Source organism: Skermanella rosea (assembly GCF_016806835.2).
GTDB classification, from domain to species: domain Bacteria; phylum Pseudomonadota; class Alphaproteobacteria; order Azospirillales; family Azospirillaceae; genus Skermanella; species Skermanella rosea.
In genome coordinates, this window is record NZ_CP086111.1 from 4,451,383 (window position 1) to 4,476,940 (window position 25,558).

Genomic DNA, 25,558 nt, shown 5'->3' on the forward strand with positions numbered 1-25,558 from the left:
TGGAAATGGCCGGTGCCATCGCCGATCGACCGCGATCGCTTCGAACCTCCCCGCTTCGGTTGCTATCCTCTCCCGGACGGACTATGGCAGTGGGAAACGGATCGGCTTTGGAAGTCAAAGCCGCGACCTGCGTCATCTCGGGAGTTGGATGCGGATATGGCTGACGAAGCGCAGAGGGTGGCATTGGTGACAGGTGCTGCCCGGGGCATCGGTCTCGCCGCGGCGAGACGCTTTCTGGCCGGCGGCTGGCGCGTCGCGCTCCTCGACATCGACGGCGGGACGCTCCGGGAAGCGGTCGCCGGGACCGGCGCGCCGGAGGCGACGATGGCGCTCGTCTGTGACGTCGCCGACCCCGACGCCGTGAATGGCGCCGTGGAGGATCTCGGCAGCCGGTTCGGTCGGCTCGACGCCCTGGTGAACAATGCCGGCATCGCCGTCTTCAAGCCGATCCTGGAGACGTCGTTCGAGGAGTGGTCGCGCGTCCTGGCGGTGAATCTGAGCGGTCCGTTCCTGTGCACCCAGAAGGCCGCGCCGCTGATGGCCGAGACCGGCGGAGGCGCTGTTGTGAACATCACGTCGATCTCCGGTATGCGGGCCTCCACACTCCGGGTCGCCTACGGCACGAGCAAAGCCGGGCTCGCTCACCTGACGAAGCAGCAGGCGGTCGAACTGGCTGGTCTCGGCATCCGCGTCAACGCCATCGCGCCCGGCCCGGTCGACACGGCCATGGCCAAGGCGGTGCACAGCCCCGCGATCCGGGCGGACTATCGCGACGCCATCCCGCTTGGCCGCTACGGACTCGAGGAGGAGCTTGCCGAAGCGATCTTCTTCCTGTGCAGCGATAGCGCCAGCTACATCACCGGGCAGACGCTCGGCGTGGACGGGGGTTTCGGCGCCACAGGCATCGGGTTGCCGACGCTGCGCGGTGAAGCGCGCAAGGACTGATGGCGGAGTCCGGGCTCTCTATAGGGCGAGGGCCGGCGGTGGTCGGTTCGCCGGGGACGGCAGCGTCGCCCGGACCGGTTTTGTGAACGCGCTTGACCGAGGTCAACAAGGCCTCTCCCGTTCCGATGTCTTATGGAGGGAGATTGCCTGAGGCACCTTTCCGTCAGCACCACCGATTTGTTCACCATGGAAACCCTGATCCTCGCCACGCTCTTCCTGGTCGGAAGCCACGTCGTTCCCGGGCTGCCGGGGATGCGTTCCTCGCTGATCGAGGCACTCGGGCGCCGGATGTTCCTCGCGGTCTATTCGATAGTCTCGCTGGCGGCCCTTGTCCTGTTGGTCTGGAGCTACCGGACGGCCGATGCCGGGACGTGGCTCTATCTTCCGTCGGTCGAGGCGCGGACCCTGGCGGTGCTCGCGATGCCGGTCGCCCTTTTCCTGCTGGTCGGCAGGCTCACCACGCCGGCCGGATCGCCGGAACCCGTCGGCATCTATCGGATCACCGCCGTGCCCGGCAGCCTGTCGGTCCTGCTCTGGACCCTGCTGCACCTCGCGGTGCTGGGAGGAACGCGGCAGGTGATCGTCTTCGCCGGCATGGCCGCCATCGCCCTGTTCTCCCTCGTCAGGAACTGGCAGGCCGCCTCGCCGGCTCGCCGCCGGGCCGGCATCCTGCCGTTTTCAGGCATGATCCGGGGCCGCGAGAAGTTGGTCTGGAACGAGATCGGCTGGGGCCGGCTTCTCCTGGCCCTCGCTGTCTGGGCGGCACTGCTTCTGCTCCATCCCGTCGTGATCGGCCCCGATCCCCTCGCGTACCTGCTCTGACACGCCCGGCCGTCACCATGCGGCACCATGGCAACCAGATCACCGGAGTTGATGATGAGCTTGCGGACACATTCCCTCACCCCCGACATGCTGCTGGTCGACGCGATAGCCGGACGGCCTGAAACGATCGCCAGGCTGACCGCCCTCGATCCGGCATTCGCCGGGCTGTTGGATCCGGACCACGGGAAGCCCATGGCCGGACAGATCCGTTTGGACGAGGCAGCCCGGGTCGCCGGCGTCCGGTTCGAGACCCTGCGCGGAGTGCTGCAGGGCGAATTGTCCCCATCGGACGTTTCCCGCGGCGGCGTTGTCGACCAGCCCGCCGATGCGGGGCGCGGAACGAGCGGCGACTGGTTCGATCAGGCCGAGCGCCTGTCGGCACCCCATCTGGATGTGCGGCCGCTGCTCGCATCGGGACAGGATCCGTTCGCCCAGGTGATGTCCCTGGCGGCCCGGGTGCCCGGAGGCAGCTTCATGGTGGTGGACGCGCCCTTCGATCCGGCTCCGCTGCGCCGGGTGCTCGCCGGAAAGGGTTTCACCTCGATCGGCCGCCAGCTCGGCCCCGGCCACTGGCGCATCTGCTGGCGCCGCGAGGAGCCCCAGGAAACGGAGCCTGCGGCCGAGGAACCCATGGCGCGCCAGGGCGCCGAACCCTGGAACGCGGCCGACGGCACCCACCTGGACGTACGCGGCCTGCAGCCGCCGGAACCGCTGACACGGGTGCTCGACCTGATCGACCAGGGCGGAATCGATCGGCTGGTGGTTCATCACGACCGCGAACCCGTCTTCCTCTATCCCATGCTGGCCGAGCGGGGCTGGTCGTGCCTGTCGGTCGATCATCTGGAGGGCGAGGTCCGGATCAGGCTGGCCCGGGAGGCTTGATGATCGCCCCAGGATCCAGGCTGCTGCCGGCAACGATCCCGTTCCGCTTCCTGACGGCCGCCCTGCTGTTCCACCTCCTGGGCTGGACGGCGCTGGCGGCCGGAGCCCCGATCCTCGCCGCCTCGGAGGGCGGGCTGGGCCTGCCGGTCGCGGCGCTCCACCTGATGACGCTCGGCGTGCTGACCGCCACGGCCATGGGAGCCGGGTTCCAGTTGCTGCCCGTGGCGATCCAGGCGGATCTGCCCGCCGTGTGGCCGTGCCGGCTGGCCAGCTGGTCGCTGCTGCCGGGCATCCCGGTGCTGGCGTGGGGCATGATGACGGCCGACCTCTGGTTGCTTGGCATCGGCGGAAGCGCCGTCGCGCTGGCCCTGCTGCTGTTCGCCGGGATCGTCGGCCTCGCGCTGTGGCGCGCGGACACCGCCAAGCCGCAGGTCCGGCTCGTCGGTCGTTACCTGTGGGCATCCTTGGCCTGCCTGGTGGCACTGGCCGTACTCGGCCTTGCCCTGCTCGGCGATTTCGCGCACGGCTACCTGGACGATCACCGGACCGTGTCCGTAGTCCATCTGGCGGTCGCCTGCTACGGCTTCCTGGGGCTGCTGGCCGCCGGGTTCGTGCAGGTGCTGGTCCCCATGTTCGCCCTGGTGGCACCGCAACCAGAACGCCCGGTCACCATCGTGCTCGTCCTCGCCGTCGCGGCACTTGCCCTGGCCGGCGTCGGGGCCTTCGTGCCGGCGGCCTGTGTCGGCCTGGGAGGGACATGCCTGCATGTCCATGGAATGGCCGGCCTGATGCGCCGGCGAAACCGCCGCGATCTCGGCACCTCCTTCCTCCTGATCCGGCTTTCCTGGGCCATGCTGCCCGTCAGCCTCGTGCTGGGGCTGCTCCTGGCGCTCGATCTCCTGCCCGCCCGCGGTGGCGGCCTGTTCGTGTTGGCGATTGTCGTCGGCTGGCTGCTCAGCCTCGTGCTCGGCATGCTCCAACGGATCCTGCCGTTCCTGAGCGCGATCCACGCAGCCAGGGCCGGCCGGCGAATTCCCAAGGTATCGGAGCTTGGCGACGACCTGATGCTGCGGATCCAGGCGGCGTGCCATGTCGGTGCGCTGGCCGCGGTCGGGGGAGGCATGGCGCTCGACCTGGAGGTGCTGATACGCGGAGGCGCCTTGGCCGGGGCGGCGGGTGCCGCGGCCTTCATCATCTACGCGCTCGATCTTTACCTGCGGATCAGGGCCCTGCCCCGGGCCCGCCCCGTCGCGGCGAAAGAAGGAACCATCCCATGAAATCCGAAGAAGCCATTTCCGCCGCCCGCGAGGCGCTGGCCCAGGTCATCGACCCCGAAACGGAGCTCAGCGTGCTCGATATGGGGCTTGTCTACGGCATCGAGGAATCGGCGGACGGCCTGCGCGTCATGCTGAGCCTGACGCATCCGAGCTGCCCGATGGGCGGGCTGATCGTGGAGCAGGCCGAAGCCGCGCTGGCCGGGGTTTCCCATCCCGATTACCCGACGCGGCTCGAACTCACCTTCGACCCGCCCTGGACTCCGGACCGGATCACCGCAGAGGGCCGCCGCCAGTTGGGCAGTCCAGGGTGACCCGCCGGAATCCCTGCGCCAGCCCCCACGCCTCCTCGAAAAGCCGGGATCATCCCGGCCGACCGTCCACTCGCGCGCCGGTCAGGATGGGAACATACTCGACCAGGTAGAAGGCGAAGGCGACCGCCCACAGCATACCGGACAGGGCGATCACGGGAACCGGAAGACCCGGTGCCATAATCGGGCCGAAGACCCGGACGAGGGCGGCGAGGTTCATGATGGCGAAGGCCGCGGTCATCAGGCGGGTCGCTTCGATCGCCCGACCGGTATGGCCGCGGGCGGTGCGGGCCATCATGCCAAGGGTCAGGACGCCGATGCCGCCGATGGTGAACGCATGGTCGGGCGCGCTGGCCGGCAGGTCGAGCCCGAGATCCAGCGCCGCGCGCAGGAACAGGGCCACGGCGATCCAGGCATGGCCGGCGTGCAGCACCCAGAGCATCGGCACGTCACGCGTTTCCCAAGGTTTCCAGGGCAACGCCCGGGCCACCAGCAGCAGCGCCGAGGCGAGGGCCGTGATGCCGCTCGCCGGTGTCAGCGGTGCCAGGACGGAAAGCACAGCGGCCAGCACGGTCGCCGCCGTGGCAAGGGTATCCAGCCGCTCGCTGCGGTCGGCGCCTGCCGCGGGCAGGCGGTTCTTCGTGAAGAACGGGATCACCCGCCCGCCCATGATCACCAGGATCACCAGCAGGGCTCCGAGCACCGCGCGGGTGGCTTCGGTCCCCAGCAGAAGGACGCCGCCCGCGTCCAGGTGAAGGACGAGGTTCGCCAGGGCCAGGCCGAGCAGGACGAAAGGAAAAGCGATGTTGCGCCGGTTCCGTGCCGCCACCAAAGGCGGCAGCATAGTGACGGCAGCGACCGGCAGGAAGGCTACATCCACTGCGGCGGCCATCTGCCATGGCACGGCGTCGCCCGCCAGCATGACCACGCGGCCCGCCACCCAGAGCGCGGCCAGCCCGGCGAGCTTCAAGCCGGTGGCCGTCGGCCGGCCGGTCCAGTTCGGAATCGCGGTCAGCAGGAAGCCGACCAGGACGGCCGAGGTGAACCCGAACAGCATTTCGTGGGTGTGCCAGCCGACCGGACCGAACCCGCTCGGGATGGTGAAATGCCCATGCCAGACCATGACCCATAGCGGGATCCAGGACGCGGCGAGGCCGGCGGCGAGCAGGTAGAAAGGCCGGAAGCCCAGGGCAAACAGGACATGGCGCCGGCGGAGCCGATCCTGACCGGCTTGGGTGAGGGCGGTGTTGGTCATGATACGCTCTTCCGGATGGTGGCGGACATCAGGACGCATCATCCACCGTCGCAGGGCTGCGGACCTTGATCATGGTCAAGGCCGCGATCCGCCGCCAAGCGCGTTCCAGCGCGGGTCAGGAACCTCTCCATGGAAAGAATTTGGATCAGAATACACGAACCGGAACCCGATCCATCCCTCCCCAAGCGCGAGAGCGAAGAAGCGACGTCGAGTGAAACCGTATAAAAATTGGAATCACCCTGTCATCCGATTTGACGCCAATGCCATGGACCGATGCACGACGGTCCATTCGACTGACAATGCTGGAAAAAGTTGAAAACTTTGCTTTGGAGCAAGGTTTCGCATCCTCGTTGGTGCTTACGTATCCGGCGTTCGCCACTCTCGGAGAATGGATCATGGTTGCCGCCCACCCCAGGCCCCTTTTCTTGAATGCGGGCATGGTGATAGCTCCATACGCAACCAACCCACCCTTGAGAGCGCTGGAATGGCATTTGCCAACCTGGAAAAGCCACTGATCACCACGGACGCGAATCCAGATCAAAAACCCGGCAGCGTTCAATTGAGGTTAGTTGATGGCCGAAAGATTCACGAAATCAGCTGCCCGTAATATCTTCTACGGCGGCTCCGCATTCTTCCTGGTCACCTTCGTGGCACTCACGATCCACAGTCACTATTACATACGGACGGTCAGCACCGACGAGTCGACGCTGACCGAGGGTGTCGCGCGCGGCAAGCATGTCTGGGAAAGGAACGCCTGCATCAACTGCCACTCCATACTCGGCGAGGGTGCCTATTTCGCGCCGGAGTTGGGCAACGTCTGGGTCCGTTACGGCGGCCGCGACGATCCGGAGGGTGCCCGCGCGGCCCTGGTCGCATGGATGCAGTCCCAGCCCAGCGGCATCGAGGGGCGCCGTCAGATGCCGCAGTTCAACCTGACCGACCAGGAACTGAACGATCTCGCGGATTTCCTGGAGTGGACCAGCCGGATCGATACCCAGGGATGGCCGCCGAACGACGCAGGTTGACGGGGCCTGGACTGCCGATCGGACTTGCGATGATCACGACGGTGGCTGCAGGGGGAGCCAACGAATGAAATACGATACCCAACGGATCGCCTACTGGTACTTCGTCTGCGCGATGACGCTGTTCGTCGTCCAGGTACTGGTCGGGGCGCTCGCGGCGACGGTCTACGCCGTGCCGAACTTCCTGGCCGAGATCCTGCCTTTCAACATCCTGCGGATGATCCACACCAACGCGCTGATCGTGTGGCTCCTGCTGGGCTTCTTCGGCTCGGCCTACTATCTGGTTCCCGAAGAGACCGAGCGCGACATCGAGAGCCCCATGCTGGCCTATATCCAGCTGGCGATCCTGATGGTCGGCGCCCTGGGCGCGGTGATCGGCTACACCTTCGGCATCCACGAGGGCCGCGAATTCCTCGAGCAACCGCTCTGGGTCAAGATCGGCATCGTCGTGGCGGCCCTGATCTTCCTCTACAACATTTCCATGACCGTCCTGAAAGGCCGCAGGACCGCGGTCTCCAACGTCCTGCTTCTGGGCTTGTGGGGAATCGCGGTCTTCTTCCTGTTCGCCTTCTACAATCCCGTCAACCTGGGGGTCGACAAGCTGTACTGGTGGTACATCGTCCATCTCTGGGTCGAGGGGGTCTGGGAACTGGTCATGGCCTCGGTTCTCGCCTTCCTGGTCATCAAGATGACCGGCGTCGATCGCGAGGTGGTGGAGAAGTGGCTTTACGCCATCGTCGGCCTGGCGCTGTTCTCCGGCCTGCTCGGCACCGGCCATCACTACTACTGGATCGGCGCTCCGGCCTACTGGCAGTGGATCGGATCGATCTTCTCGACGCTGGAAGTCGCCCCGTTCTTCGCCATGGTGCTGTTCGCCTTCACCATGGCCTGGAAAGGACGGCGCGACCACCCGAACAAGGCGGCCTTCCTGTGGACGCTGGGCACGCCCGTCTTCGCCTTCTTCGGCGCCGGCGTGTGGGGCTTCATGCACACCCTGTCCTTCGTCAACTACTACAGTCACGGCACCCAGGTCACCGCGGCACACGGCCACCTCGCCTTCTTCGGCGCCTACGTGATGCTGAACCTCGCGATCATCAGCTACGCCATGCCGCATCTGCGGGGCTACGCGCCCTACAACCAGGTGCTCAACATGTGGAGCTTCTGGATCATGACCTCCGCCATGGCCTTCATGACCTTCGTGCTCACCTTCGGCGGCGTCGTGCAGATCCATCTCCAGCGCGTCATGGGGATGAACTACATGGAGGTCCAGGAACAGCTGGCGCTGTTCTACTGGATGCGCCTCGGGTCCGGAATCTTCGTCGTGATCTCGGTACTCATGTTCGTCTATGCGATGTTCGGCCCGGCCCGCGAGCAGGCACCGGCCCGCATCCAGGCCTCCGTCGCCCCGGCCGAATGATGGCCGCGGCGATGGGCGACCCGATCGGGGGAACGGCGGCATCCGCCGCCGTTCCCTTCTACGCGCCGACCGGCAACGAGGTGGCGCTGTTCGAGCATGCCTACCGGAACCGGCTGCCGCTGCTGCTCAAGGGGCCGACCGGGTGCGGCAAGACGCGGTTCGTGGCTCACATGGCGGCCCGGCTCGGGCGTCCGCTCAACACCGTCTCCTGCCATGACGACCTGACCGCCGCCGACCTGACCGGGCGTTACCTGCTGAAGGGCGGCGACACGGTCTGGGTCGACGGCCCGCTGACCCGCGCGGTGCGCGAGGGTGCCGTCTGCTACCTGGACGAGGTTGTCGAGGCGCGGAAGGACGTCACCGTCGTGCTGCATCCGCTGACCGACGACCGCCGTCTGCTGCCACTGGAACGTACCGGCGAACTCCTGGAGGCCCCGCCCGAGTTCATGCTGATCGTCTCCTACAATCCGGGCTACCAGAACATCCTGAAGTCGCTGAAGCCCTCGACCCGCCAGCGCTTCGTCGCCATCGAGTTCGGTTTCCCGCCTCCCGAGGCCGAGACCGCCATCGTCGCCCAGGAGAGCGGCTTGCCGCGGGGCCGGGTGGCGCCCCTGGTGCGCCTCGGCAACGCGTTGCGGGGTCTCAAGGGCCAGGATCTCGAGGAGGGAGTCTCGACCCGCCTGCTCGTCTACTGCGCGACGCTGATCCAATCCGGGATGAAGCCCGAAGAAGCCGTCCTGGCCGCCATGATCGAGCCGCTGACCGACGATCCGGAAGTCAAGAAGGCCCTGCTGAGGGTCGTCGAACTGACGCTGGGCTGAGGGACGTGCATGGCCTCGATCTGGGAGCCGGAGGAATTCGTCGGCGGCATCTGGCACCGCCTGGTGGGCAGCGCCTCCTCTTATCCCCATCACCCCCAGGCCGCCGTGCGCCTGGAAGAGATGCGCACCCGCCTCGGCGTGCTGTTCCGGGCCCTGGGCGGCCCCGGCGCCGTCCGGCTCGCCGGGGGTGCCGCCGAGACCTCCGGGCATCGCCTGGGGCTGGTCCAGAGGCTCGGTCTGGGCATCGAGAAGCTGGAAAGCGCCCGCTATGACGGCATCACCCTGCAGTTGCCGGACCGCATCGACGTCTTTCCCGACCGCACGGACAACGCGGCCCTCTACGAGTGGCTGGGTGCCTTCTTCGTGCATGCCGACGCCCCGCCGGTCCTTCCCGCCGACCCTCTCCAGGCCGACCTGGCCCACCTGCGTGCCGCCGCCCTGACGACGCGACGCGCCGTTGCGGAATGGCCGGGCCTGCGGTCGCTGCACGGGCGACTCTGCCGAGCGCTCCGTCATGCCAGACCCAGGCGGAGGCTGTCCGGACAGGAGGCCGCGGTCGAGGCGCTGGTCATGACGCTGATCGGGGGTGACGCCGATGCGGATCCCGACATGCTGGCCACGGTCGCCGACGCGACGGCCCCGCTGGATCGCTTCCGCGCGACGGCGGGCTACCGTCCCTTCCTGCCGGTACCGCTGTGGGGTGAAATGATCGACCTGCGGGCGGGAACGCCGCCGGCCGATGGCGACGAGGATGGCGGCGCCGGCTCCGAGGGTGACGGCAAGCGCCGCAAGGCGTCGCGCCGGGAAACCGACCAGACCCGGCGGGACGACCCGCTGATGCTGAACCGCTTCGAGAAGATCCTGGGCTTGGCGGAGATGGTGAACCTGAACCGCAAGACCGAGGAGGACGACGAGGAGGATGCCAGGAGGGCGGCCGAGGACCTGGACGAGATCGCGCTCGGGCAGCACGAGCGCAAGGTTTCGACCCGGCTCAAGCTCGACCTGGATCTGGCGCCCGGCGATGTGGAAGCCGAACCGATCAGGGCCGAGACCACCTATCCCGAGTGGGACTGGAGGAAGCGGCGGCATCATCCCGACCATTGCCGCGTGATCGCCGGCCCGGCGGAGACGACGGGCGACGAGTGGCGTCCCGACGAGGACGCGCTGCGCCGTATCCGCCTGGTGCGCCGCCAGTTCGAGGCGATGCGCCCGCGCCGGCAGGTGATGACCGGCCAACCCGATGGCGACGATCTGGATCTTTCGGCCCTTGTCCGCTCGGTCGCCGACCGGCGGGCCGGCGGCATCGGCTCGGAGCGGGTCTATACCGCCGTGCGCAACGTCGCCCGCGACCTCTCGGTCTGTGTCCTGGTGGACGTCTCCCTGTCCACCGACAGCTACGTCGAGGAACGCCGGGTCCTCGACGTCGAGAAAGAGGCGCTGCTGGCGCTGACGCACGGTCTTTCCGCCTGCGGTGACGAGCACGCGATCCTGACCTTCACGTCCCACCGGCGCCAGCGCGTCGATATCAGGACCGTCAAGGATTTCGAGGAACGCCTCGACCCGCGTGTGGTCCGCCGCATCCAGGCGCTGAAGCCCGGCAGCTACACCCGCATGGGGACCGCGATCCGCCACGCCACGGCATTGCTGGACAGGCGGCCGCACTCGCACCGGCTGCTGCTGGTCCTGACCGACGGCAAGCCGAACGACATCGACCACTACGAGGGCCGCTACGCCATCGAGGACACCCGCGTGGCCGTCCAGGAGGCACGGCGCGCCGGTCTCCGGCTGTTCGGCGTCACCGTGGATGCCCAGGGCCGTGATTACCTGCCCTACATCTTCGGGCCGGGATCCTACGCCATCTTCCCGCATGTCGCCCGTCTTCCCGCGGCGCTGCCCGCAATCTACCGCCAATTGACGGGGTGAGAGCCCCCGGAGGAGTCATCATGAACAAGACCGCCGCCCTGATCCTGATCGGTCTCGCCACGCTCTCCGGGCCGGCCTGGTCCCAGGCCAACATCAGGCCCGACCCCGACCCGCGGGTTCCGCCGCAGCAGGGCCAGTCACTCCCGCGCGAGGACGCCCTGTTCCTCAAGGAGGCGGCACTGGCCAGCCAAGGCCAGGCCGAGCTGGGGCGGCTCGCCGCGGAGAAGGCGCCGGACGACCAGCTCCGGTCCCTCGCCGGGCGGATCACGGAAACCCATGTGAGGCTGGCCGGCGACCTGAAGCGCCTGGCCGATGCCCGCGACCTGCCCCCCGCCGAACAGCTGCAGCCCGAGCGCACCGATGCCTTGGGTGCCGCAGGCGCCGTCAGCAATCCGGAGAACGCGCGCGAAGGCATGGCGCAGGAAGCCGTCCGGTCGCTGTCGGGTGTCGGCGGCGACGCATTCGGCAAGGCTTATGTCGAGGCCCAGCTGCGTCTCCATGACCGCCTCGTCGATCTGTACCAGACCCAGGCCTCGCACACGCCGGACCGCGAACTCGCCACCTTCGCGATCACCAGCCTGGTCGGGATCCAGAAGGACCGGGATGCGCTTCGGCAGGCGGCCGGCCGGTTCGGGATCGAGACCTCTCCCGGAGGCCAGGCGATCCAGTACGGCGATCCGACCAGGGCCCGCTGAGTTCTTGCCTGGAAACATCCCGTACGGCGGAGAGGAGGAACGGTAGTCGGGGCGGCAGTGACGCCGTCCGTTCATCCGGATCCCGCTGACCGACAGGGCGCTCGCGGACCGGATGATCGAGGCGGGATTGCCGGCCTCCACCTTCGTGGCGACGATCGGCGAGCTTGCGGCCGCGCTGCGCCGGACCGGGCGGGCGCTGTTCGTCATCGGGAAGATGGTCAGCCTCGCGAGGGCGGCGCAGCCCGCGGAAAAGGAAAGCGGCCTTGGTTTGAGCGCGATCGATCCAAGTTAATCGGGTCAGAGTATGCGTTTCGCATGGGGAAAGCAGGCGTCATGGAACAGCAACCCGGTATCCTGATCATCGGCCACGGATCGGAGCAGAGTCCCGGCCCTCTCGCCTCCGCCTGCGGCCACGCGGAACGCCTGATGGGAAGCGGGCGTTTCGCGGAGGCCCGCGTCGCCTTCCTGATGGCGGGAGAGGATCCCCGCGACCAGCTGGAGGCGATGCGTGCGCGGACGATCCACGTCGTTCCCCTGTTCATGTGCGACGGCTACTACACGCGCACCGTCATCCCGAAGACGCTGGGGCTCCAGGGACCCCGGACCTCTCGCGACGGCAGTCTCCTGATCTACGGGACGCCGATCGGCATGCATCCCGGCATGGCGGAGATCCTGAGGCTCAGAACCCTGGAAACCTGCAGTGCGGCCGGATGGACGCCATCCCGTACGCGGCTGGTTGTGATCGGCCACGGCTCACCGAAGAGTCCGGCATCCGCCGAGGTCACCCATCGTCACGCGGGCGAGATCAGGCGCCGGTCGGAGTTCCTTGCGGTCGAGTGCGCCTTCATCGACGAGGCTCCGAAGGTCGAGGACTGGCTGCACGATCTTCCCGCCGAAGGGCCGCCCGTCGTGCTGGCCGGCTTCTTCGCGGCCGACGGGCTGCATTCCTCCCTCGACGTCCCCGGCTGGATCGAGGCATGGGAAGAGCGGACCGGAGCCCGGCCGGGAGAGCGGGTGCGCTATACCGGAGCCGTGGGCGCCGACGAAAGGGTGACGGCGCTGATGGTCGAGGACATCGAAACCGGGTCGGTCAGGGCGAACGCCTGGGCCTCTTAAGGGCGGCATGCCGTGCGGGGGAATGGCCAGGCCGTTCGCCGGAAACAGTCATTGAAGCCGGCCGACCGGCTCGTCGATGCGCGGCCTCGGGCGTGATTTCAGATCCGATGCTTTCTCCGCGATGGCGGTGAGCGCTTGCAGCTGCCGGACGACGATCCGGCGGCGGCTGGCATCGACGATGCCCCGGGCCTCCCAGTCCTTGAGGACCCGGCTGACCGTGAACATGGACGTGCCGGTCAGTTCGGCCACGTCCTGGCGCAGCAACGGGATCTCGATTTCGACATGGTGACCGACACGGCGCCCGGCGTTCCTCACCAGCCGCAGCACCGCGTGGGCGATGCGGCGCTCGACCGGCTGGTGGGCCATTTCCCGCAGCCGGTGCTGGGCCTCGTGATAGCGGTTGGCGATTATGTTGATGGCGTTCAGGGCGATGCACGGATACCTCATCATCAGCCCGGTCATGGTCTCGGCCGACCAGCGCAGGTCCATGCACTCGGTGATCGCGAACGCGTCGGCCGGGTGTCCGGCACCGAGAAAAAGTGCCGCGATGCCATACATCTCGCCCGGCCCGACGAAATGGATCAGCACCTGCTCGCCATCGGGTCCGGTCTGAACGATCTTGGTCCGCCCCGCTATCAGGAGATGGCAGGCCTTGGAGGGTGCGCCTTGGCTGAATATACGCGTTCTCTTAGGCACCCGCCGGATCTGTCCTGCCTGGAAGATCGCGTCGAGCGCGGTCGGATCAATGCCGCGGAACAGGTCCGCGCCTTTGAGGACCGAGGAATCAACCATTGCATTCATCCCTTTAGGAGGACAACGGGCCACCGTCCTTTTCACCGGGACCCGCCGCGTCGATTCTGGTTCAGGTCGATGCCGAAGCCGGCTCGACGCGGTCCGGGGCGTCGCTCAGGAATCCCCCGCCATCTGCCGGCCATGCCGCGGCTCACCGGATCGGCTCAGGCGCCAGGAAGACGCTGTCGTAGACCGCCCTCTCATCCGCGGCGCGCTCCACCAGGCCGAACCTGATGTCGGTGGAGGCGGCCTTCAATGAGTCACGCGGAGCCTTGACGGTGACGCGGAAGCTGGCGATGGAGTCGGGGCGGACCTCGAGATCGACCGGTCCCGCCTGTTGGTCCCGGCCGACCACATGCACGACGGCCTCCGGAACCCCCGTGACGCTCAAGGCGTAGCTGTGGGCTTGGCGGGTCATGTTGCTGATCTTGACCGTGTAGCCGTTGCGGATCGCGCCGTCGGAAAGCTCGACATAGAGCGGTGCGCGGTCGCGCTGGACCGAGACGTCGAGCCGGGGCCGGAGGAGCAGCGTGCCCGTCATGATCGCCCCCACCACCAGCAGGATCAGCGCGTAGACGATCGTCCGCGGGCGGAAAGGCGTCCAGTGCACGGGCCTGCCCTGGGCGCGGGCCGCCGAGTTGGCGAGCGTGTCGTAGGAGATCAGCCCACGCGGACGCCCGACGGTGTCCATGATCGAGCCGCAGGCATCCACGCACAGGCCGCAATTGATGCAGTCGCCGTTGATGCCGTCGCGGATGTCGAGTCCCATGGGGCAGACCTGGACGCACTGGGCGCAATCGACGCAATCGCCAAGCCCCCTGGCCTCCCGTTCATCCCAGCTCTCGGACTTGCGTCTGGCTGCGCGCCGGTCGCCCCGCCATGCCTGGTAGGTCACCACCAGGCTGTGCTCGTCGAGCATGGCCGCCTGGATACGCGGCCAGGGACACATATAGGCGCACACCTGCTCGCGGGCCCAGCCGGCAAGCAGATACGTCGTCGCCGTGAACAGGCCGACGAATGTCAGGACCGTGACCGACACGTCGAGCCTGAGCGCGTCGGACAGGAGCGTCGGCGCGTCCGTGAAGTACATGACCCAGGCCCCTCCGGTCACGAGGCTGATCAGAACCCAGGCGGTGTGCTTGGCGGTCCGGCGGGCCAGCTTGGCCAGGGTCCACGGCGCCCTGTCGAGACGGATCCGCTCGGCCCGGTCGCCCTCGATCCGGCGCTCGACCCAGATGAAGAGGTCGGTCCACACCGTCTGCGGGCAGGCATACCCACACCAGACACGACCTGCCAGCGAGGTCGCGAGGAACAGCCCGATGGCGGCCATGATCAGCAATCCGGTCAGGTAATAGACTTCCTGCGGCCAGATCTCAATCATGAAGAAGTACAGCCGGCCCTGCCCGGCATCGACCAGGATGGCTTGGTCCGGCGCCCCGGGGCCGCGATCCCATCGAAGCCACGGCGCCACGTAGTAGATGGCCAGGAGAAGCCACAGAAGCCGCCATTTGAGCCGCCGGTAGAAACCGGAAACGGACTTCGGGACTATCTTGACATGGCTCGCGTAGAGCTGGGGCTTGGATCCGGATTTCGGTGGCAGCGAGCCGTCCGGCATCTCACCGGCCCCCTTCGGCGGATTCGGGGCTGCTTTCGCAAGCGAAGCTCGACCCGAGGAAGGCGCCGATCCGCCGGGCGCCGCGGCGGGCCTCGGGCTCGCGACCGGACCGTCCCTCGGCGTCCTTCACCCGGTATCTGATCGACTTCGTACGGACGCGCGTGTCCATGGCGTCACTTCCTTCAGGCAAGACAAGGTATTTCCCATGGGCCGGGGCGGGCCGCCGCCGGGAGGTCCGAATGTTCCGGGTCCCGGCCGTCACCCCCGGTCAGCCGACCGTGTAGCCGCCGTCGATCACGATCTCCTGGCCGTAGATGTTGCGGGCGGCGTCGGAAGCCAGGAAGACCGCCATCTCGGCGATATCTTCGGGTTTGCCGAACTGGCCGGGCATCAGCCTGGCGTTGATTTGTCCGGCCACCGCCTGCAGCGTCTCCGGCTGCAGGCCGACCTTGCCCCATAGCGGCGTGGCGATCGGCCCGGGCGCGATCGCGTTGACGCGGATACCCTGCGGCCCCAGTTCGGCCGCCAGGGTCTGGGTGACCGATTTCAAGGCCGCCTTGCTGGCGCTGTAGATGGCAAGACCTGGAAAGCCGACCTGGGTCAGGAAGCTGGTGTTGAACAGGATCGAACCGCCCCTGTTGATATGCGGCAGGAAGAGCCGGACGGTCTGCACGGCCCCCACGAAGTTGACACTGAACTGCTTGTCGATCTCCTCCTCGGTGCTGTCCGCGAAGGACACCACCTTGGCCATGCCGGCGTTCGGGACGACGATATCGACCTTGCCGAACCGCTCGCAGGTATCGTGCACAAGCCTGTGCAGGTCGGCTGCTTTCGTGACGTCACCGGCGACGGCGAGTACGGCATCCGGGGCGGACCTGCGGATCGCCTCCAACCCTTCCCGGTCCCGGGCAAAGACAGCCAGGCGCGCGCCAGCATCCAGGTAACGCTCGGAAACCGCCCGGCCGATCCCGGAACTGGCGCCGGTGATGACGGCTACTTTCCCTTCGAGTACCTTCGGCATATCCAGGCTCCTGTCCTTCATGAAAAGTTTTGTCGGCGAGCTTCCGAGGCCTGTTGATAGCAGATACTGGCGCCCACGAATTGACCACGGTCAAATCGCTCGGATAAATCCGGGTACAGTATGCGTCCCGGGCATGAAGAGCCGACGGGCTTCAACTCTTATCCGGGGAAGAGTAGTTGGAGGAACCGTGCCCGTTCCATCCCGTATCTAGCGAGAATGAAGAGAAATCATGGCAGGCTTGAGAAAACACCCGATCGATATCATCGGCACCAAGGTGGCCGAGGTAGACGCGGCTGGAGATTTCGTCTTTGACGCGGTGGTTGTCGCCCCTCTCCTGGGACTGGCGCCCGAAGTGTTCATGGAGGATCTCAGGAGGGGGATCGTCTTCCAGATGTTCGAGCGGGGAACGGGGGGAGATCTGGGCAAGAGCAGGGTGACGTTTCGGCACAGGGCACGCCAAGCCGTCCTGACCATGGACCATCATGGACGTGTGCTCGATGTCGCCTGAGGACGACCCGGATACCCGGCCGCGGGAGCAGCCCGCATCCTTCGAAGAGGCCGGCGAAGAGGCCGGTTCACCCGGCGGGAGCGGACCAGCCGACGGCGCGGACTGGGGTCCGCTGTCCAGCCTGCCCGGCAATCCCATGATGTGGATCCTGATCCTGGGCGAGCTGGCGGTTTTCGGCGCCTTGTTCGTCGGGTTCGCGGTGGCGCGCGCCCTTGATCCCGTGACCTTCAGCGCCTCCCAGGCCCACCTCGACGGTCTTGTCGGCGGGGTGAACACCATGGTCCTGGTGACCAGCGGCTGGCTTGTCGCGGTCGCCGTCCAGCGGAGGTCGACGGACGGCGCCCACCGTACCTCGATGCTCGGCGCCATGGCGCTCGGCGGGGCGTTCCTCGCGATCAAGGCCGTGGAGTACGCCGACAAGATCGGCCAAGGCTTCACGCTCGAAACCGACCTGTTCTTCCAGCTCTATTACCTGATGACCGGCTTCCACGCGCTGCACGTCGTCATGGGCCTGATCATCCTCGGCATCGTCACCTGGCATGACAGCCTGGAGAACATGGAAACCGGTGCCGCGTTCTGGCACATGGTCGACTTGATCTGGGTGCTGCTTTACCCCATCGTATATCTGCTTCGGTAAGACATGACCGTCCTGACACGCACCTGGGGTCTTCTGATGGCGCTTGCCGCGGTTTCCCTCCTCGCGGGCAGGCCCGGCGACGCGGGGACCCTGGGCCCGCTTGGGAGCGGCCTCGTTCTGATGGCCGCCAATTTCAAGGCGGACCGGATCCTGACGCACTTTCTTGGCCTCCGGAGCGCCGGTTCCGGCTGGCGGATGCTGTTCCGGGTCATGCTGACGCTGCTGGGGATGGCGATTTTCGCGATCCACGCGCTGACGCCCATAATCGCGGCCGCCTCCCGTTGATATCGACCCGGCCGGCGGATCATCAGGCCGACCGCGGGATCCAGGAGGGCCGGATCCAGAAGGATAGCGGCTGATCCCGAAGCTGTCGGCCGACCACCTCTTCCGATATCGTAGCGCCATGATCCATTGGAATTAACGTTAAAGTCGCAGTAACGCATACGATAGACGCCGGATATCTTTCGTCAGGTGGCTGGAAAGGGTGTTTTCAAATAGAGCTTCCCCATTCGTTTATGTACTTTATTAGTCATCCCAACTTCTTTCCAAAGATGTAATGTAATTCTCGTACGGAACTTTTTGCGCCTGAGACGCCGCATCAAGTGAAAGTACCAATTTGCACAAGCACAAGGCGCACATTATCTGAGCGCCCCGGCGGAGAAATACTCAGGCCGTCAATTCCGTGCGCAAACAAAACGGAGGAAGCCACCAATGTCCGATTACAACGATCACAACCACAACGATGGCGACACCAACGATTATGACGGCCACAACGATTATCATCATTGGAAAAAGTATAATGTGATTTTCGGCACGAAGTATGCCGATGAAATTCCGGGAACCAGAAAAAACGACCTAATCCTGGCCGGAAAAGGCAACGACAAGGTCTGGGGTAATAACGGTGACGACGTCATCTACGGCCAGAAGGGCGACGACCGGCTCTACGGCGACAATGGCGACGACAAGCTCTTTGGCGGCAAGGGCGACGACTACCTCGACGGTGGAAACGGCGACGACAAGCTCTTCGGGGACGAAGGTTACGACGAACTCCGTGGCGGCAGGGGCGACGACTACCTCGACGGCGGAAACCGCGACGACATGCTCTATGGCGACAACGGTCGCGACAGGCTCTACGGCGGGAACGGCGACGACCATCTCGACGGCGGAAACGACGACGACAAGCTCTCCGGCGGCAATGGCCGCGACAGGCTTTACGGCGGAAACGGTGACGACTACCTCGACGGCGGAAATGCCGACGACAAGCTCTACGGTGACAACGGTCGCGACAAGCTCCATGGCGGAAACGGCGACGACCATCTCCATGGCGGCAACGGCGACGACAGGCTCTACGGCGACCATGGCCATGACCATCTCCATGGCGGAAACGGCGACGACTACCTCGAAGGCGGCAAGGGCGACGACAAGCTCTATGGCGGCAAAGGCAGGGACTATCTAGTCGGGGGCGAGGGCCGGGACACGTTCTACGTGGATAAATACGACATCATCAAGGACTTCAACGAGAACGAAGACGAGAAGGTGTACGATCATTACATCGCCTGACGCTCAGATCCGCAGATCCGAGACATAAGACTGCAAGCAGGCGGGCCCGGATTGCTTCCGGGCCCGCTCCCCGTCACCGGAGTGGCCTACCCGGTGCGCCTTTCAGGAAGAACCGGCGACAGAACCGGTTTGGGATGCTCAAGCATGCCTTACGATCGCCTGCTAACCGTTGCCCTTTCACGTTGCCGCGGCCCTCTGCTCTGGATTTCGGCTTTCAGCCTGGTGCTCAACATCCTGACGCTGACCTCGTCACTCTACATGATGCAGGTCTTCGATCGCGTCCTGGCGTCCGGCAGTCTTTCGACGCTTCTATTCCTGACCTTGGCCGCCGCGGGTGCCCTGGCGCTTATGGCCATGCTGGATTTCGTTCGATCGCGCATTCTCTCGGGGCTGGGGGAGTGGATCGAGCGGCGTCTCGGTGCGGCCGCCCTGGAAAGATCCCTCGAGAGCACCCTGTCCGGCCGGAACGAGCGGACGGATGCTCTGCGCGACCTTGAAATGCTGCGCAGTTTCTTCTCCGGCGGCCTGACGTTCCTGTTCGATGCACCGTGGGTTCCCATCTACATAGCGGTGATCTACCTCCTGCATCCGGTCCTGGGGCATACGGCCCTGGGGGCAGCGGTGGCGCTGTTCTCCCTCGCCCTTGCCAACAATGCGCTGACCAGCAAACCTCTCGCCGCCGCCAATACCGCCAGCCGTCGCGCCATGCGTACTGCCGACGCAGCCCTCAGGAACGCGGAGGCCGTGGAGGCCATGGACCTGATGCCGGGCATCGTCCGCCGCTGGGAAGAAGACCAGGCGACGATGCTGGAAAACCAGGCGTCGGTGTCGCGCAGGGGCGCCCTGATCCTCGACGTGACAAAGTTTCTCCGCCAGATGGTCCAGATCGCCATCCTGGGATTGGGTGCCTGGCTGGTCGTCAGGCAAGAGCTGACCGGGGGGGCCATGATCGCCGGCTCGATCATCCTCAGCCGGGCTCTCCAGCCCGTCGAGCAGGCGATCGGCGGCTGGAAGCAGGTCTCCAACGCGCGCGCTGCCCATCGACGCCTGAAGGAATTCTTCGATCGCCCGCAACGGCGTCCGGCTGGGCTTCCCTTACCGGCGCCGACCGGACGCCTTGTCGTCGACAACCTGTTCTTCAGGCTTCCCGCCGGCCAGAAACCCATTCTGAAAGGCGTCAGCTTCGATGCCCGTCCGGGTGAAGCTATCGCCGTGATCGGCCCGTCGGCCGCCGGGAAATCGACCCTGGCCCGGCTTCTTGTCGGCCTGCATCCGCCGACATCGGGAACGGTACGGCTGGACGGCGCGGAAATCTTCACGTGGCGTCGCGACGAGATCGGCGGGTACCTGGGTTACCTGCCGCAGGACGTCGAGCTCTTCTCCGGCACCATCGCCGAGAACATCGCCCGACTTCGCGAACCGGATGCCTCCGCCGTCGTCACGGCGGCGCAGCTCGCCGATTGCCACGACATGATCCTGCAATTGCCCAGAGGCTACGACACCGAGATCGGCGAAGGCGGAGCCATGCTCTCCGGGGGACAGCGGCAGCGCGTCGGCCTCGCCCGCGCCCTGTACGGCAATCCCAGGCTGGTGGTCCTCGACGAACCGAACGCGAGCCTGGACATCGAGGGGGACGATGCCCTCAACCAGGCGATCGCGACCATGAAGAAGAACGGCACGACCGTGGTGGTGATCGGACACCGGCCCAGCACCTTGTCCCAGGTCGATCGCATCCTGGTCCTGCGTGACGGGCGGGTCAGCCTGTTCGGACCACGGACGGAGGTGATCGACAGGCTCAAGCGGCAGCGCATGCATCCCATTCCCCCTCAACCCGCGGCGCCTCAGCAGATGCCGTCGCAATCGCCGCCCGCCCGCATCGCCCAGCCCGAAACGGTCGAGTGAGTAACCATTCATGACCGAGATGCCCCCAGCCATTCTTCGTCATTCCCCGGCATATCCGCCTTCCCAGGGCCCGTCAGCCAGGAACCAGCATCCGCCCGTGGGCCGCGCCGTCATGGCAGGCGTGATGCTGACGCTGGTCGGATTCGGCGGGTTCACCACCTGGGCGGCGCTGGCACCGCTGGCGAGCGCCGCGATAGCGCCGGGCATCGTGACGGCGGATACCAACCGCAAGACCGTGCAGCACCTCGATGGCGGCGTGATTGCGGAGATCGCGGCCCGCGACGGCGACCGCGTCGAGGCCCGGCAGGTCCTGATGCGGCTGGACGATCTGGAGACCAGGTCCGTCGTGACGCTTCTCGAAGGCCAGCGGCGGGCCTATGCCGCCCAGGAAGCCCGCCTGGTGGCGGAACGCGACAAGAAGGATCGGCTGGTCTTTCCGAAGGACCTAGCTGATCTCCGGAGCGTTCCGGAGATGGCCGAGATCCTGTCCGGGCAGGAGCGGATCTTCCAGAGCCGACGCGCCTCGCTCGAGGGCAGGATCGACGTGACGCGCCAGCGCATCGCGCAGTATCAGGCCCAGGCCAAGGCATTCGAGGCCCAGTTCGAAGCCGGCCGACAGCAGCTCGACCTGATCCGCGAAGAGCTTGTCGACGTCTCGGAGCTGACGGCCAAAGGGCTGGAACGTAAGCCGCGCCTCCTGGCACTCAAGCGTCAGGCTGCCAGCCTGGACGGTGACCAGGGGGAATTCCTGAACAGCATCGCGCAGGCGAAGGAGGCCATCGCCGAAGCCGAGATGGAGATCCTGAGTGCCGAGGCCGACCATCAGAGCGAGGTCGCGACCGAACTGCGGGATGTCCAGGTTCGGCTGGCCGAAGTGACGGAGAAGCTGGCGGCGGCTCAGATACGCCAGGGACGCCGCGATGTCCTGGCTCCGGAAGCGGGGACCGTGCTTAACCTCCGGTATTTCGCGCCCGGCGCCGTCGTGCCGCCGGGCGGGCCGATCCTCGATCTGGTGCCGCGGGACGACTCCCTGGTGGTCGAAGCGCGGGTCAAGCCGTCCGACATCGATGTCGTTCACGTCGGATTGTCCGCGAAGATCGTCTTCAGCGCCTTCAAGAGCCGGACTACGCCTCAGATCGACGGCAAGGTGACCCGCGTAACGGCCGATGCCCTCAAGGACGAGCGCACCGGAGAATTCTACTATGTCGCACGCGTCGCCGCCGATCCGGCTCAGCTCGGCAAGCTTGCCGATGTACAGTTGCAAGCCGGCATGCCGGCGGAGACGCTGATCATGATCGGGGAACGCACCATGCTGGAGTATCTGATCCAGCCGATCCGGGACACTTTCCGCAGGGCATTCCGCGAACAGTGAGGCTCGGCGGCTCGCTTCGGAGGTTTCGTGATGTCCGATTTCCTGCATGCGTCACTGAAAGCGCTGCTGGCGCCCTGTGCGATGGCGCTGGTTTCGTCGGCGGCTCCCGCGGCGGCCGGCGCTCCGGAACTGGCCCTGCCGGTCGCCTGCGAGATCGGCCGGAACTGCTTCGTGCAAAACTTCTTCGATCACGACCCCAGCCCCGACCGGCGCGATTATTCCTGCGGACGGCTGAGCTACGACGGCCATTCCGGAACGGATTTCCGGGTGGCCGACATACCCTCGATGCTGCGCGGCGTGACGGTCGTTGCGGCTGCCGGCGGCACCGTGAAAGCCGTCCGCGACGGCATGCCCGATGTCGGGCTCGCCGGGACCGGCCGTGAGGCGCTCGAAGGACGGGAGGCCGGCAACGGCGTCGTGATCGATCATGGCGACGGCTGGGAAACCCAGTACAGCCACCTGTCGAAGGACAGTACCGTCGTGAAGGCGGGACAGAAGGTCGAATCGGGGACGCCGCTGGGCCGGATCGGAATGTCGGGAATGGCGGAGTTCCCCCACGTGGATTTCTCCGTGCGTCACGAGGGTCGGGAGATCGATCCTTTCACCGGCTCGGCGGACCTGCCGGCCTGCGGTGACATCACGCGGACCCTGTGGCGTGCCGATACGCTGGCGGTACTTCGATACCAGCCTACCGGCGGGCTGGTCTCCGGGTTCGCCGAAGGGCCGGCCGCATCGGCGGAGGCCAGGAAGGGAAGCTACGCCCGGGAAACGCTGAAGGATCCGCCGGCCCTGGTCTTCTGGGCCGACGTTTTCGGCGCTCAGGCCGGCGACGAGCAGCAGATCCGCATAACCGCTCCGGACGGCAACGTGATCCATGAGTACGCATCCACGCTGAAATCCAGCAACGTGTCATGGTTTGCCTTTTCCGGCCGGAAACGCCCACCGGAAGGCTGGCAATCCGGGAAGTACCGGGGCACCTATACCCTGCTGAGGAACGGAGCGGTGGTCGCCCGACTGGAGGACAGCGTCGACGTGCGGCGCTCAGGCACGCCGTAGCCTTGAGCCTTGGGCGCCTGCCGACCGCCACGGCGTCTCTTCGGGCTGGGAAGGCCGGTTACGCCGGAAGGCATGGCCGGCTCGAGGGATCCGACGACAAGCATAGGACGATTTTTCCGCGATAAAGGGTTAATTTTTCCTTTATTGCACACGAATTTTCGGGCAGTTTCTATCCAACGCAGTATCGAACGCGCCATCGCCTACCGCCCCGGATCATGCAGCCGTTCGATCGCCGATGCTTTTGGAGAGATCCCGTCATGACCACGTCCCGCACCTTCCTGATCGAACCCAACCGCCTTTTTCGCCAGGGCCTGAGGCATCTGCTGTCCGGCACCCGCTTCGAGGCGGGTGCGGAGTTCGATACGATCAAGCTGGCCCTGGAAGCCGGCGACGCCGGTTTCACGCCCGATCTCATCATCAGTGGCCAGCCGGTGGGGGACGAGGCTGATCTGCGCACCCTTCGGGAAGTGTTCCCGAGCGCCCGGATCGTCGTGCTGGCCGACGACATGTCGGTCGATGTGCTGCGCGCCGCCATGGGGGCCGGTGCGGACGGCTTCCTGAGCAAGAACGTCTCGCCGGAGGCGCTGATCCAGTCGCTCCAGCTGGTCATGCTGGGCGAGAAGGTGTTCCCGACCAATCTCGCGGCGATGCTGCTCGACATCAACGCGCCCTCGCCCCAGAACTCGATCCGTGGCCTGTCGCCCCGCGAGCAGGAGATCCTGCAGTCCCTGGTCACCGGGGCCAGCAACAAGATGATCGCGATCCGGCTCGGCATCACCGAGGCGACCGTCAAGGTCCACCTGAAGACGCTGCTGCGCAAGATCGACGTCAACAACCGCACCCAGGCGGCGATCTGGGCCATGAACAACGGCTTCTCGGCGGAAGGCGCCGGCACGCCGACCCGCGGCTTCCAGGCGGCTTCCGCCTGACAGGCACGGGCCGCGCCGGATACCCTCGCGAACGAGCACGGACCCGGCTTCATACAGTTTTAAAGGGCCGTGAAGCATAATCCCCTGGGTTCGCGCATTTCTGATGGGCATGATGCATCCTGTGCTGATCCGCAGGCATGGGAAGTATCTCATGGATCTGGGCAAGATCGTTTGGACGGTGTCATTCGTGCTGGTGTTGTTCAGCACGCCGATGCTGATCCCCGACCTGATCGGGATCCAGCGGTCGGTCGAGATCGCCAGCGGGGCGGACCTCTGGTACGAAGGGGAGCTTTCCGCCGACCTGTTGCGTCTCCAGGTTGCCATCCGTGCCCTCGATCCGGGTAGCCGGCCGGAAGTGGGCGAGGAGGTGATGCTCCGCCTGGACAACTTGTTCAACCGGCTCAACGCATTCCCGGAAGCGGGCAGCGCCGAGTGGCATACCTGGGCTGCCGGGCGCGAGGCCGGGGTGGCGGAGGTCCGGCGGATCGTCGACCGGATCGACGGTGACCTGCCCCTGCTCCGGACCGATCCGGCCGCTTTCCGGGCGCTGGCGGATCGCAATGTCGAAGAGGCGGTGGTCATCCATCGGCGATTGCTGTTCGCCGGGTCGGACCACCAGAATGTTCTGGTCGGGCAGATACAACGCCAAGTCAGCGTTTTCCAGATGAAGCTGCTGGGCTATGGCGCCGGCTTCATCGTGGTGGTGCTGGCGCTGGTCTGGTTGATGCGGCGCCACGTCGGGGCCGAGAAGGAGCTCAGGGCGACCAACCGGCATCTCCGGGACCTGACGGACCGCCTCGTCGTCGCGCGTGACGCGGCCGTACGGTCCAACGAGGCCAAGACCAACTTCCTGGCCAATGTCAGCCACGAGCTGCGCACGCCGCTGAACGCGATCCTGGGGTTCTCCGAAGCGCTGACGAGCGGCATCTTCGGCCGGCTGGCCGGCCGCCAAGCGGAATATGTCGGAGACATACACCAGTCCGGCCAGCGCCTGCTGGCGCTGATCAGCGACATTCTCGACCTGGCCAAACTCGACGCCGGCAAGCTGGAACTCCGGGAGGAGGCGGTCGCCCTGGACAAGCTGGTGGCCGAGGCGATCCGGGATATGCGGGTCGCTTCCCATGCCGCCGGGGTCACGGTCGATCTCACGTCGGCCGGCGTCGATGCCAGGGTATTGGGCGACCCGCTGCGGCTTCGGCAGGTCCTGGACAACCTGCTCTCCAACGCGATCAAGTTCACGCCCCGGGGTGGTCGGATCGAGGTCGCCCTGGAGCGGCTCGCCGATGGCCGCACGGTCGTCACGATATCCGATACCGGGGTCGGCATTCCGGCCGAGGATCTGGCGCGCGTCTTCCTGCCGTTCGAGCAGATCGACAGCCGGCGGGCGCGCCAGGTCCAGGGGACCGGATTGGGATTGCCGCTGGTCCGCCAGCTGGTGGAGCGCCATGGCGGCACGGTCAGGATGTCGAGCCAACCCGGCATCGGCACCGAGGTGCTGGTCGAGTTGCCGCCCGAACGCGCGCTCCGGGCGGAGGCCAGCCCAGGGCCGTTGGCCTTGGGGAATTCCGTGGCAGATCACCGTCCCCGCAACATGGCATGAGGGGGACCGGAAGCGACGGAGGGAAAGCAGCGTCGCGTCCCGCCCCCTCCTTCACCTTCGCAAGGCCCCCGGCCGCGACGCCG

26 protein-coding genes are annotated in these 25,558 nt (G+C 66.3%); 21 read left to right on the plus strand and 5 right to left on the minus strand.

The features are described from left to right. Positions 1 to 156 precede the first annotated feature (156 nt). The 5 genes from JL101_RS20780 to JL101_RS20800 all read left to right on the plus strand — a co-directional run bounded on the left by JL101_RS20780 (position 157) and on the right by JL101_RS20800 (position 4,237). Positions 157 to 945, plus strand: coding sequence for an SDR family NAD(P)-dependent oxidoreductase (locus JL101_RS20780; protein WP_203096541.1), 789 nt, complete (start codon positions 157 to 159; stop codon positions 943 to 945). 186 nt (positions 946 to 1,131) lie between these two features. Continuing rightward, positions 1,132 to 1,767 carry an NnrU family protein gene (locus JL101_RS20785; RefSeq protein WP_203096540.1) on the plus strand — a complete coding sequence of 212 codons (636 nt, stop codon included), beginning with the start codon at positions 1,132 to 1,134 and terminating at the stop codon, positions 1,765 to 1,767. 60 nt (positions 1,768 to 1,827) lie between these two features. Then, entirely contained in the window at positions 1,828 to 2,649 is an 822-nt protein-coding gene (locus JL101_RS20790) for a DUF2249 domain-containing protein (RefSeq protein ID WP_203096539.1), read from the plus strand. After that, complete coding sequence (locus JL101_RS20795) at positions 2,649 to 3,926, plus strand: hypothetical protein (RefSeq protein WP_203096538.1); 1,278 nt, start codon at positions 2,649 to 2,651, stop codon at positions 3,924 to 3,926. Before JL101_RS20790 ends, JL101_RS20795 begins: the two co-directional genes overlap by 1 nt. Further along, positions 3,923 to 4,237, plus strand: a complete 315-nt coding sequence (locus JL101_RS20800) for a metal-sulfur cluster assembly factor (RefSeq protein ID WP_203096537.1) — start codon at positions 3,923 to 3,925, stop codon at positions 4,235 to 4,237. Before JL101_RS20795 ends, JL101_RS20800 begins: the two co-directional genes overlap by 4 nt. Before the next feature lie 49 nt (positions 4,238 to 4,286). Here JL101_RS20800 and JL101_RS20805 read toward each other — a convergent pair whose 3' ends face one another. Then, entirely contained in the window at positions 4,287 to 5,489 is a 1,203-nt protein-coding gene (locus tag JL101_RS20805; protein WP_203096536.1) for an NnrS family protein, read from the minus strand. A 572-nt stretch (positions 5,490 to 6,061) separates the two neighbouring features. On the opposite strand from JL101_RS20805, the gene JL101_RS20810 reads away from it, so the two are divergent. The 7 genes from JL101_RS20810 to JL101_RS20840 all read left to right on the plus strand — a co-directional run bounded on the left by JL101_RS20810 (position 6,062) and on the right by JL101_RS20840 (position 12,483). Further along, positions 6,062 to 6,514, plus strand: a complete 453-nt coding sequence (locus JL101_RS20810; protein WP_203096535.1) for a c-type cytochrome — start codon at positions 6,062 to 6,064, stop codon at positions 6,512 to 6,514. Between the two features lie 64 nt (positions 6,515 to 6,578). Continuing rightward, entirely contained in the window at positions 6,579 to 7,928 is a 1,350-nt protein-coding gene (locus tag JL101_RS20815) for a cbb3-type cytochrome c oxidase subunit I (RefSeq protein ID WP_203096534.1), read from the plus strand. A gap of 11 nt (positions 7,929 to 7,939) precedes the next feature. Then, a complete protein-coding gene (locus JL101_RS20820; RefSeq protein WP_203096533.1) occupies positions 7,940 to 8,749 on the plus strand; it encodes a CbbQ/NirQ/NorQ/GpvN family protein in 810 nt (269 codons plus the stop codon). 9 nt (positions 8,750 to 8,758) lie between these two features. After that, a complete protein-coding gene (locus JL101_RS20825; RefSeq protein WP_203096532.1) occupies positions 8,759 to 10,672 on the plus strand; it encodes a nitric oxide reductase activation protein NorD in 1,914 nt (637 codons plus the stop codon). A 20-nt stretch (positions 10,673 to 10,692) separates the two neighbouring features. Next, positions 10,693 to 11,367, plus strand: coding sequence for a DUF4142 domain-containing protein (locus tag JL101_RS20830; RefSeq protein ID WP_203096531.1), 675 nt, complete (start codon positions 10,693 to 10,695; stop codon positions 11,365 to 11,367). Positions 11,368 to 11,479: 112 nt separating this feature from the next. Then, on the plus strand, positions 11,480 to 11,659 hold the full coding sequence (locus JL101_RS20835) for a hypothetical protein (protein ID WP_203096530.1): 180 nt from the start codon (positions 11,480 to 11,482) through the stop codon (positions 11,657 to 11,659). A gap of 41 nt (positions 11,660 to 11,700) precedes the next feature. After that, complete coding sequence (locus tag JL101_RS20840; protein ID WP_203096529.1) at positions 11,701 to 12,483, plus strand: CbiX/SirB N-terminal domain-containing protein; 783 nt, start codon at positions 11,701 to 11,703, stop codon at positions 12,481 to 12,483. 48 nt (positions 12,484 to 12,531) lie between these two features. Here the strand turns inward: JL101_RS20840 and JL101_RS20845 are convergent, their stop codons facing one another. The 4 genes from JL101_RS20845 to JL101_RS20860 form a co-directional block, all read right to left on the minus strand. Next, a complete protein-coding gene (locus JL101_RS20845; RefSeq protein WP_228435025.1) occupies positions 12,532 to 13,275 on the minus strand; it encodes a Crp/Fnr family transcriptional regulator in 744 nt (247 codons plus the stop codon). A 151-nt stretch (positions 13,276 to 13,426) separates the two neighbouring features. Continuing rightward, the gene (gene ccoG / locus JL101_RS20850) at positions 13,427 to 14,890 is read right to left on the minus strand and encodes a cytochrome c oxidase accessory protein CcoG (RefSeq protein WP_203096527.1); all 1,464 of its coding nucleotides are present in this window, start codon (positions 14,888 to 14,890) and stop codon (positions 13,427 to 13,429) included. Between the two features lies 1 nt (position 14,891). Next, positions 14,892 to 15,059, minus strand: coding sequence for a hypothetical protein (locus JL101_RS20855; protein WP_203096526.1), 168 nt, complete (start codon positions 15,057 to 15,059; stop codon positions 14,892 to 14,894). 99 nt (positions 15,060 to 15,158) lie between these two features. Then, the gene (locus tag JL101_RS20860) at positions 15,159 to 15,911 is read right to left on the minus strand and encodes an SDR family NAD(P)-dependent oxidoreductase (RefSeq protein ID WP_203096525.1); all 753 of its coding nucleotides are present in this window, start codon (positions 15,909 to 15,911) and stop codon (positions 15,159 to 15,161) included. A gap of 229 nt (positions 15,912 to 16,140) precedes the next feature. Between JL101_RS20860 and JL101_RS20865 the strand changes: the two genes are divergently transcribed. The 9 genes from JL101_RS20865 (at position 16,141) to JL101_RS20905 (ending at position 25,475) form a co-directional block, all read left to right on the plus strand. Then, a complete protein-coding gene (locus JL101_RS20865) occupies positions 16,141 to 16,419 on the plus strand; it encodes a DUF6522 family protein (protein WP_203096524.1) in 279 nt (92 codons plus the stop codon). Beyond that, positions 16,409 to 17,056, plus strand: coding sequence for a cytochrome c oxidase subunit 3 family protein (locus JL101_RS20870; protein ID WP_323374676.1), 648 nt, complete (start codon positions 16,409 to 16,411; stop codon positions 17,054 to 17,056). The genes JL101_RS20865 and JL101_RS20870 overlap by 11 nt, the downstream gene beginning before the upstream one ends. A 3-nt stretch (positions 17,057 to 17,059) precedes the next feature. Further along, a complete protein-coding gene (locus JL101_RS20875; RefSeq protein WP_203096523.1) occupies positions 17,060 to 17,341 on the plus strand; it encodes a cytochrome C oxidase subunit IV family protein in 282 nt (93 codons plus the stop codon). Between the two features lie 426 nt (positions 17,342 to 17,767). Further along, positions 17,768 to 18,616: a calcium-binding protein gene (locus JL101_RS36810; RefSeq protein WP_203096522.1), complete on the plus strand. Its 849-nt coding sequence runs from the start codon at positions 17,768 to 17,770 to the stop codon at positions 18,614 to 18,616. 144 nt (positions 18,617 to 18,760) lie between these two features. Further along, on the plus strand, positions 18,761 to 20,518 hold the full coding sequence (locus tag JL101_RS20885; RefSeq protein WP_203096521.1) for a type I secretion system permease/ATPase: 1,758 nt from the start codon (positions 18,761 to 18,763) through the stop codon (positions 20,516 to 20,518). Positions 20,519 to 20,615: 97 nt separating this feature from the next. Further along, a complete protein-coding gene (locus JL101_RS20890; protein ID WP_203096520.1) occupies positions 20,616 to 21,890 on the plus strand; it encodes an HlyD family type I secretion periplasmic adaptor subunit in 1,275 nt (424 codons plus the stop codon). Positions 21,891 to 21,920: 30 nt separating this feature from the next. Further along, positions 21,921 to 22,946, plus strand: a complete 1,026-nt coding sequence (locus tag JL101_RS20895; protein WP_203096519.1) for a M23 family metallopeptidase — start codon at positions 21,921 to 21,923, stop codon at positions 22,944 to 22,946. Between the two features lie 257 nt (positions 22,947 to 23,203). Beyond that, a complete protein-coding gene (locus JL101_RS20900) occupies positions 23,204 to 23,875 on the plus strand; it encodes a LuxR C-terminal-related transcriptional regulator (RefSeq protein ID WP_203096518.1) in 672 nt (223 codons plus the stop codon). 151 nt (positions 23,876 to 24,026) lie between these two features. Continuing rightward, entirely contained in the window at positions 24,027 to 25,475 is a 1,449-nt protein-coding gene (locus JL101_RS20905; RefSeq protein ID WP_203096517.1) for a sensor histidine kinase, read from the plus strand. Positions 25,476 to 25,558 lie beyond the last annotated feature (83 nt).

Bases quoted from the DNA above. Each gene is read 5' to 3' on its own strand.
- JL101_RS20780 (WP_203096541.1), top strand. From the start codon at position 157: ATGGCTGACGAAGCGCAGAGGGTGGCATTGGTGACAGGTGCTGCCCGG.
- JL101_RS20785 (WP_203096540.1), top strand. From the start codon at position 1,132: ATGGAAACCCTGATCCTCGCCACGCTCTTCCTGGTCGGAAGCCACGTC.
- JL101_RS20795 (WP_203096538.1), top strand. From the start codon at position 2,649: ATGATCGCCCCAGGATCCAGGCTGCTGCCGGCAACGATCCCGTTCCGC.
- JL101_RS20800 (WP_203096537.1), top strand. From the start codon at position 3,923: ATGAAATCCGAAGAAGCCATTTCCGCCGCCCGCGAGGCGCTGGCCCAG.
- JL101_RS20805 (WP_203096536.1), bottom strand. From the start codon at position 5,489: ATGACCAACACCGCCCTCACCCAAGCCGGTCAGGATCGGCTCCGCCGG.
- JL101_RS20810 (WP_203096535.1), top strand. From the start codon at position 6,062: ATGGCCGAAAGATTCACGAAATCAGCTGCCCGTAATATCTTCTACGGC.
- JL101_RS20815 (WP_203096534.1), top strand. From the start codon at position 6,579: ATGAAATACGATACCCAACGGATCGCCTACTGGTACTTCGTCTGCGCG.
- JL101_RS20820 (WP_203096533.1), top strand. From the start codon at position 7,940: ATGGGCGACCCGATCGGGGGAACGGCGGCATCCGCCGCCGTTCCCTTC.
- JL101_RS20825 (WP_203096532.1), top strand. From the start codon at position 8,759: ATGGCCTCGATCTGGGAGCCGGAGGAATTCGTCGGCGGCATCTGGCAC.
- JL101_RS20830 (WP_203096531.1), top strand. From the start codon at position 10,693: ATGAACAAGACCGCCGCCCTGATCCTGATCGGTCTCGCCACGCTCTCC.
- JL101_RS20835 (WP_203096530.1), top strand. From the start codon at position 11,480: ATGATCGAGGCGGGATTGCCGGCCTCCACCTTCGTGGCGACGATCGGC.
- JL101_RS20840 (WP_203096529.1), top strand. From the start codon at position 11,701: ATGGAACAGCAACCCGGTATCCTGATCATCGGCCACGGATCGGAGCAG.
- JL101_RS20845 (WP_228435025.1), bottom strand. From the start codon at position 13,275: ATGGTTGATTCCTCGGTCCTCAAAGGCGCGGACCTGTTCCGCGGCATT.
- ccoG (WP_203096527.1), bottom strand. From the start codon at position 14,890: ATGCCGGACGGCTCGCTGCCACCGAAATCCGGATCCAAGCCCCAGCTC.
- JL101_RS20855 (WP_203096526.1), bottom strand. From the start codon at position 15,059: ATGGACACGCGCGTCCGTACGAAGTCGATCAGATACCGGGTGAAGGAC.
- JL101_RS20860 (WP_203096525.1), bottom strand. From the start codon at position 15,911: ATGCCGAAGGTACTCGAAGGGAAAGTAGCCGTCATCACCGGCGCCAGT.
- JL101_RS20865 (WP_203096524.1), top strand. From the start codon at position 16,141: ATGGCAGGCTTGAGAAAACACCCGATCGATATCATCGGCACCAAGGTG.
- JL101_RS20870 (WP_323374676.1), top strand. From the start codon at position 16,409: ATGTCGCCTGAGGACGACCCGGATACCCGGCCGCGGGAGCAGCCCGCA.
- JL101_RS20875 (WP_203096523.1), top strand. From the start codon at position 17,060: ATGACCGTCCTGACACGCACCTGGGGTCTTCTGATGGCGCTTGCCGCG.
- JL101_RS36810 (WP_203096522.1), top strand. From the start codon at position 17,768: ATGTCCGATTACAACGATCACAACCACAACGATGGCGACACCAACGAT.
- JL101_RS20885 (WP_203096521.1), top strand. From the start codon at position 18,761: ATGCCTTACGATCGCCTGCTAACCGTTGCCCTTTCACGTTGCCGCGGC.
- JL101_RS20895 (WP_203096519.1), top strand. From the start codon at position 21,921: ATGTCCGATTTCCTGCATGCGTCACTGAAAGCGCTGCTGGCGCCCTGT.
- JL101_RS20900 (WP_203096518.1), top strand. From the start codon at position 23,204: ATGACCACGTCCCGCACCTTCCTGATCGAACCCAACCGCCTTTTTCGC.
- JL101_RS20905 (WP_203096517.1), top strand. From the start codon at position 24,027: ATGGATCTGGGCAAGATCGTTTGGACGGTGTCATTCGTGCTGGTGTTG.